This is a genomic window from Kutzneria sp. 744 (genome assembly GCF_000568255.1).
Lineage (GTDB): Bacteria > Actinomycetota > Actinomycetes > Mycobacteriales > Pseudonocardiaceae > Kutzneria.
The window spans coordinates 4,385,659-4,393,015 of sequence record NZ_KK037166.1 but is presented as its reverse complement, the minus strand read 5'-3'; the positions used below and the strand labels follow the sequence as shown (position 1 = coordinate 4,393,015).

Sequence of the window (7,357 nt, the reverse complement as noted above, 5' to 3'; positions counted from 1 at the left end):
GAAGGCCAGCGCCAGGGTCGCGGTCGACGGCGTCCAGGCGTTCGGCCAGTGCTGGGCCGCGTCGTCGCCGGGGCTGATGCCGCCGCCGGGCCGGGCCAGCGCGGCGTGCGTCGAGTCGAGGGCGGCCGCCAGGTCCGGCGGGGGCTGGTTGAACGGCGGGGCCAGGAAGGCGATGGCCGAGTCCCGGCCGTGCCGGCCGTCGGCGGTTCGCGGGTAGCCCAGGGGAGCGAAGTGCCGCCGGATGCCGTCGGCGAGGCGGTCGCCCGCGGCCTGCCACGCGTCGGCATCGGCGGTGTGGCCGCTGCGGCGGGCCAGGTCGGCCGAGGCCCGCAGGCCGGACAGCAGCGGAGCAGCGGTGCCGATGGTGGTGGCGGTGCTGGGCATCTCCCAGTAGTCCGGGCCGGGAGGGGGCAGGCCTTCGTCGTCGAGCGCGTTCACGACGTAGCGGGTTGCCTTACGTACCATGGGATACAGCGCGGCCAGCTGCCGGTCATCGCCCGCCGCCTGGTACCACTGCCACACCGACCACGGAACCCAGCCGTTGGCGTCCAGTTGCCATTCGCGGTCGTCCGGCGGCCCCGAACCGTCGAGCTTGGTGCGCGCATCCCACGTGCCGTCGGAGCGCTGGGTTCGGGCGTTGTAGGCCAGGATCCGGTACGCGTCGTCGGTGTGGCCGGTCGCGGCGAGCGCGGTGACGACGGCGCTGGAATCCCTTGGCCACGAGTACTTCCAGGCGTCGACCCAGGCCGCGGCGACGGCGCCGCTGGGCTGGAGGAGCGCGCGGATGGACAGCAGGGCCCGCGCTGCGGCTGCTCGTTGCTCGGTGGTGCGCCCGGGAACGCGGCCGCGGACCAACCACGCCCGCGATGCCGCCACCGACCTGACCGCGCCGAGGTCAGCGGCGGACACGGTGACCGGCTCGGTCGCGTGCGAGGGCAGATAGCGCCAGTCGCCGCTCGGCAGCCGCAGGACGTTGCTGTCCGGGACATAAGCGGTGCCATCGGCTTCCGCCGGACTCACCGCGACCGTGGTCGTGCTGCTGGTCGTCCCATTGGTCAGCAGACCGGCCGTGAGCAGGCCGGACGGGCCGAGCGGATCCATCCCGAACGTGAGGCGGGCCCCGGCTTCGCACGGGTGCCACCCGTCCCGGTGCTGCCACGACGGCGGGAGGTCGGGCCGATCGGCGTCGATGCCGCTCCAGGCCACGTCGGCGGCGGCGTCGACCGCCTGCACGACGAGGAAGTACGTGCGGCCCGCGATCGTGGCGGCGTCGAGGTGGAAGCTCACCCAGCCTTCGCGCGATTCGCCGAGCACCGCCAGGTCGAGCCGGGCGTCGGCCACCGTGGTGGCGGGGTCGTGGAGGTCGGCGCGGACCTGGGCGTGCAGGGCGCCGGTGGCGGATTCGCTGACGAGGTGCACACTGGCCACAGCCATTTGCGCCGCCGTGGCGGTGAACTGCTGGGCTGCCGCATGTTCCGGTCCGTTGACGAGAAACAGCCGACCCAACGCGCACCCCCAGTCGCGACACATACCGCGGCTGGAGGATGACATGTGCCGATGACGCGCGCATCACTTGGTCATCACGCACGGGAAGGCGGGCCCCGGACCTGGGGAAGTCCGGGACCCGCTTGGTGTGGTCGGTCAGCCCCAGATGGCCGCCGAGGCTGACCCACGAGTGGTAGTTGGTGTCCGGCTGCTGCCAGCTGGAGATGACGTCGTTGCCCGTCGCTTCGGCGAACAATGCCCGGTCGCCGGGGTCGCCGACGGCGGTGACGTTCCCGGTGACCAGCGCACCGAGGCTGACCCACGATCCGTAGGTGGTGTCGGGCTGCTGCCAGGTCGTGAAGACGCTGCCGTTGCTGCCGCGGGCGAACAGCACTCGCGAACCGGAATCGCCGACCACGGTCACGTCGCTGCCGATGTTGCCGCCGAGGCTCACCCAAGGCCCGTAGGTGGTGTCGGGCTGCTGCCAGCTGGTCACCACGTCGCCGCCGGCGCCACGGGCGAACAGCGCCCGCTGTCCGGATGCGCCGACCGCGGTCACCGACGAGGAGCCGGACGGCAGGTCGTCGACGATGTTGACGTACCGCTTGGGGGTGAACGTGTTGGCCCAGGACGCGGGCCAGCTGTCCTCCTTCGCGACCTCGCCGAAGTTCGCCTCCTCCCGCACCACCGGCTGGGTGTGCGCGCCGTCGAACCAGCGGACGAACAGGGCGATGTGCTGGGTGTCGCTGTCCTGGCGGTACAGGGCGTCGCCGGGCTTGAGGTCGGACCGGGCGATGGTCGTCATCATGGGCGGCAGCGAGTACGTCGTGTAGGCCTTGTCCAGGTGCCAGGCCATCGACACGAAGCCCGAGCAGTCCGAGCGGTAGCTGCCGTACTGGCTGGAGTACGCCGAGGTCTGGCTGTACGGCACCTGCGCGTCGATCCAGGACTGCGAGCGGGTGAGACCTCGCTGCGGGTGATCTGCCCGTTGACCGTCGAGGCGGCGGCCGCCATGGTGTGCGGCGCGGACGGGGCCGCCGGCGCGGGGACGGCGACCACCGTGAGCCCGGCGGCCACGGCGATCGCGGCGGCCACAGAACGGCCTGAAAGTCTGGTTCCGGTTGCGGCAGACAAAGTCGGATCCCCCTGGCTCTGGCATGTCCACCCCGTGGTTCCGGGGACGGGGACGACGTTAGGAACGGCCGTTGCAAAGGGGCGGCAAGCGCCTTCAAGAACGCTGTGAGGGCCGCCGGCTCGACGCGTGACCGGAAGCTGTGGCACGGTGAACGCTGAGCGTGACTACCTGGGGGTGTGCGTGACGGCGGGCTGGGACTTCGGCGTCCTGGGGGCACTGCGGGTCCGTCGGGACGGCGAGTCGTTGGAGATCCCGGCGGCCAAGCTGCGGGTGCTCCTGGTGTCGCTGCTGACGAACCCGAACCGAGTGGTTCCGGTGGAGCGGCTGGTGGCCGACCTGTGGGACACCGATCCGCCGGCCGGCGCCCAGAACACCGTGCGCAACTACGTCATGCGCCTGCGGCGGCTGCTGGCCCCGGAGCTCATCCTCACCCGCCCCGAGGGCTACCTCCTCGACATCGCCCCCGACTGCGTCGACCTGCACCGCTTCCAGCACCTGACCCGGCAGGCCGAGAAGGACGCGGCCGACGGCCGGCTGGACCGGGCCGGCGAGGCGCTGGCCGAGGCCTTCGCGCTGTGGCGGGGCGAGCCGCTGCTGGGCGTGCCGTCGGAGTCGTTGCGCCGCGACGTGGCTCCCGTGCTGACCGAGCAGTGGCTGGCCGCGGTCGAGCTGCGCCTGGACGTGGACCTCGGCCGCGGCCGCCACCACACCGTGATCCCGGAGCTGGCCGAGCTGGTCCGGCGGTTCCCGTTCCAGGAGCGGTTCTGGGCGTTGCGGATGCGGGCGCTGGACCAGGCCGGCAAGCGGGCCGAGGCGCTGTCGGCCTACCGCGAGCTCAGCGAGCTGCTGGCCGAGGAGCTGGGCGTCGACCCGAGTCCGTCGGTGCGGGAGCTCCACCAGCGGATCCTGACCAACGCGCCGTCACGGCCCGAGCCGCAGCCGCGGGCGTCGGTGCCGCGGCAGCTCCCGGCCCCGCCGTCGCCGTTCACCGGCCGGCGACGGGAACTGGACGTGCTCAGCGCCGCCTTGGACGCAGGCACCGATGCGATGACGGTCCTGACGATCAGCGGCACGGGCGGCATCGGCAAGACGTGGCTGGCCCTGCGCTGGGCCCACGAGAACCTCGCCCGGTTCCCCGACGGGCAGCTGTTCGTCAACCTGCGCGGCTTCGATCCGTCGGGGCAGCCGATCAGCCCGCAGGCCGCCGTGCGGGGCTTCCTGGCCGCGCTCGGGGTCGCCCCGGCGGAGATCCCCACCGAATGGGACGCGCAGGTCGGGCTGTACCGGAGCCTGGTCGCCGACCGCCGGATGCTGCTGGTGGTGGACAACGCCGTCGAAGCCTCCCAGGTCGCCCCGCTGCTGCCGGGCAGCAGCTCGTGCACGGTGTTGGTGACCAGCCGCGACCGGCTCGCCGGCCTCGTGACGGCCCACGGCGCGCATCCCGTACGCCTGGACATGCTGTCCGACGACGAGGCGCGGGCGTTGCTGGCCGGCCGGCTGGGTTCGGCCCGGCTGGCCGCGGAACCCGGCGCCGTGACGGAGTTCCTGGCCCGCTGCGCCGGATTGCCGCTGGCGCTGAGCATCGTCGCCGGGCGGGCCCAGACGCTGCCCGAGTCGCCGCTGTCGGCCATGGCCGCCGAGCTGCGGGACGCGACGACCCGGCTCGGCGTGCTGGAGGAGGACTCCACCACCGGCGTCCGGGTCGTGCTGTCGTGGTCCTCGGCCGCCCTGTCGCCGCGGCACGCGCGCGCGTTTCGGCTGCTGGGGCTCGCGCCCGGGCCGGACATCGGCCTGTCCGCCGCGAGCTGCCTGCTCGGGTTGCCGCCGGACCAGGCCGGCGAGACCCTGCGCAGCCTGCAACGGGTTTCGCTGCTGCACGGCTCGACCACCGGCCGCTTCCGCATGCACGATCTCGTCCGCCTGCACGCCGTCGAGCAGGGCCGCGGGCACACGGACCAGATCGAACAGGAGCAGGCGCTGCAGAGCCTGGTCGAGTGCTACACCGACACCGCGATCGCCGGCGACCGCCTGCTCGCGCCGCACCGTCCGCCGATCGATCCCGGCCGCGGCGGCCTGATGCAGCCGCTGCCTGACGAGACGGCGGTGATGGCGTGGTTCGACGCCGAGAACGCCTGCCTGTCGGCGACGCTGCGGTTCGCCGGCGAGCACGGCTGGCACGAAGTCGTGTGGCGGATGGCCTGGGCCCTGGCGGTTTTCTACTCCCGGCGCGGGCTGCTGCACGAGGACCTGAGCGCCTGGCGGGCGGCGCTGGCCTCGGCCGGCCACCTCAACGACCCCGGCAAGCACACGTGGGCGCTGCTGTTCCTGGGCCGGGCGCACGCGCGGGCCGGTGAGCACACGGAGGCGATCGAGCACCTGCGGCTGGCCGAGGTGATGGCCGAACGCGGCGGCGACCGGCGCACGCAGGCCCACGTCCACCACGCCCTCGGCGTGACCTGGGCGCATCGGGAGGAACACCGCCAGGCGCTGGAGCACGCCGCCCGCGCCCTGCATCTGTTCCGGGAGCTCGCGTTGCCGGCGTGGGAGGCCGATTCGCTCAACCAGGTCGGGTGGTCGCTGGCCTGCCTCGGCCACTACGAGCAGGCCCGGACGTCGTGCGCCGCCGCGCTCGTGCTCACCCGCCGCCACCAGAATCCCGAGGGCGAGGCCGCGGCGCTGACCAGCCTCGGTTTCATCGCGCACCGCACCAACCGGGACGGGCAGGCGCTGAACTACTACGAGCTGGCGCTGCGGCGCTGTCAGGAACTGGACGACGCGTACGAGGAAGCCAACACCCTGGAGCGCATCGGCCAGACCCATCTCGATCTCGGCGACTCGGCCGAGGCCCGCGCCGCGTGGGGCCGGGCGCTGGCCCTGTACACCGCGCAGCACCGCGGAAAAGACGTCAAGCGGATGGAAAGCCTGCTCGCTCAGCCGGGCTGACGGTTGTAGTACTTGTTCACGGCGTCGATGCGGGAGACCGCCCCGAGCTTGCCGAAGACGTTGTACAGGTGGCGTTTGACGGTGGCCTCGGAGATGTTGAGACGGGCCGCGATCTGGGAGTTGCTCATGGCCTTGGCGGTCAGCTCCATCACCTCGCGCTCCCGGGTGGACAGCGTGTCGGGCACGGGATTGTCCTTGCTCATCAAGGACTCCCGGGACACCGACAGGATCACCTGGTCGGGGTGGCGGGCGGCGCTGCGCACGGCGGAGAGCAGCTCCAGCCGGGTCACGCTCTTGAGCAGGTAGCCGCAGACGCCGAGGCCGACGAGGCGGTTCACCAGGGCCGGCTCGTCGTGCATGCTGAGGATGATGATCTTCGTTTCCGGGCTGACCTGGCGGATCCGGGCCGCCGTCTCGGTCACGTGGGCGCCGGGCATCTCGACGTCCAGCAGCACGACATCGGGCCGCGTCTGCTGCACGACCTCGACGCCGGCGGCGCCGTCGGCCGCCTCGCCGACGATGCGGAAATCCTCCTCGAACTGGAGGATCTGCTTCACACCGTCGCGAAACAGCGCGTGGTCGTCGACGAGCACGACCCTGGTCGGCGCCTCAGGCATCGCCGTCCGCCGCATGTCTGAGCGGGATGAGCAACTCGACCCGGGTGCCCCGCCCCAGCTGGCTCGTGATGACGATCTCCCCTTCCAGCAGTGCGGCCCGCTCCCGCATCGAGCACAGGCCGGCGTTGCGCATGCCCTGCTTGCACGCCATGTCGACGCCGACGCCGTCGTCCTCGATGAACGCGTACAGCTCGTTGGGCGTGATGTTGACCTGGATCAGCAGCTTGCCGGCCTTCGAGTGCCGCACCGCGTTGCGGCCGGCCTCCCGGATGATCAGGAACGCCTCGCCCCTGATCTCCGAGGACAGGTTGAACTCGTCCCCGTTCACCCGCAGCGCGTACTCCATGCCGGCCGGCTTCGCGCTGTCCAGATAGCTGCGCAGCGAGCTCTCCAACCCGCCCTCGGGCTCCCAGGTGCGCAGGTCCGACACCAGACGGCGGACGTCGCCCAGGGTGTGCCGCAAGGTCAGCTCGGCGCCGCTGGTCCACTCGTCGGCCCGGTCCGGCTGGGTCGGCCGCAGCGCCGTGGCCAGTTCGATCTGCCGGTGCGCCGCCGCCACATTGCCGCCGATGCGGTCGTGCACCTCGCGGCTGATCCGCTTGCGTTCCCGCAGGTGCGTCTGCTCGATGCTCTCCAGCAGAAAGCCCATGTACGAGCTGGAGGCCATCCGAATGCGTTGGGAGACCAGCTTGTTGGTGGCCAGGGCCAGGGCCAGCACGTCGCGCGGCGATTCGACGATGTCGGCCACGGTGGTGGTGATGGCCTCGAACAAGGCCATCGCGGCGCGCAGCGACTCGCTGGGATGGATGTTGTTGGACGCCCGCGAAACGCCGATGTCCTTGGACAGGCCCAGCCCGAGCGCCGGCTCCCCGCGCAGCGACCGTGCGATGTCGGAAATGATCCCCCGGGCCTGCCGGAAGCATTCCTCCTGGGTTCTCGGGTCCTGCAGGAGGCGGCTTCCCATGATGCTTAGTTCAGCTTCGTAACGAACAATGACGGCATCGCACTCTCGGTCGAGAATGTCCGCCACCTCGCTGGCCGACGACGTTTCCACTGCGGACTCCCCCCACACTGCCCGGTGAACGCCGCCCCCTCCCCGTTGCGAACAGCGTCACCGGCCAACTGTAACAGGGCGGGTTGTATAGGTGAGGTGCACTGATAACGAGTCTGTGACAGT

The 7,357-nt window shown here is 71.7% G+C and carries 4 protein-coding genes and 1 pseudogene; 2 read left to right on the top strand and 3 right to left on the bottom strand.

What is annotated here, in order from left to right; all coding sequences use genetic code 11:
- A pseudogene (locus KUTG_RS61435) lies at positions 1 to 1,434 on the bottom strand (hypothetical protein); the annotation flags it as partial.
- A 641-nt stretch (positions 1,435 to 2,075) separates the two neighbouring features.
- Here KUTG_RS61435 and KUTG_RS61430 point away from each other — a divergent pair.
- Both KUTG_RS61430 and KUTG_RS19785 read left to right on the top strand, forming a co-directional pair.
- Complete coding sequence (locus KUTG_RS61430) at positions 2,076 to 2,318, top strand: hypothetical protein (protein WP_198047227.1); 243 nt, start codon at positions 2,076 to 2,078, stop codon at positions 2,316 to 2,318.
- Between the two features lie 449 nt (positions 2,319 to 2,767).
- A complete protein-coding gene (locus KUTG_RS19785; RefSeq protein WP_232240865.1) occupies positions 2,768 to 5,563 on the top strand; it encodes an AfsR/SARP family transcriptional regulator in 2,796 nt (931 codons plus the stop codon).
- On the opposite strand, the gene KUTG_RS19780 is transcribed toward KUTG_RS19785, so the two are convergent.
- Together KUTG_RS19780 and KUTG_RS19775 are read right to left on the bottom strand one after the other, a co-directional pair.
- Positions 5,551 to 6,180, bottom strand: coding sequence for a response regulator (locus KUTG_RS19780; RefSeq protein ID WP_043729967.1), 630 nt, complete (start codon positions 6,178 to 6,180; stop codon positions 5,551 to 5,553). The two genes, KUTG_RS19785 and KUTG_RS19780, sit on opposite strands and share 13 nt — an antisense overlap.
- Entirely contained in the window at positions 6,173 to 7,144 is a 972-nt protein-coding gene (locus tag KUTG_RS19775; protein ID WP_043718732.1) for a sensor histidine kinase, read from the bottom strand. The genes KUTG_RS19780 and KUTG_RS19775 overlap by 8 nt, the downstream gene beginning before the upstream one ends.
- Positions 7,145 to 7,357 lie beyond the last annotated feature (213 nt).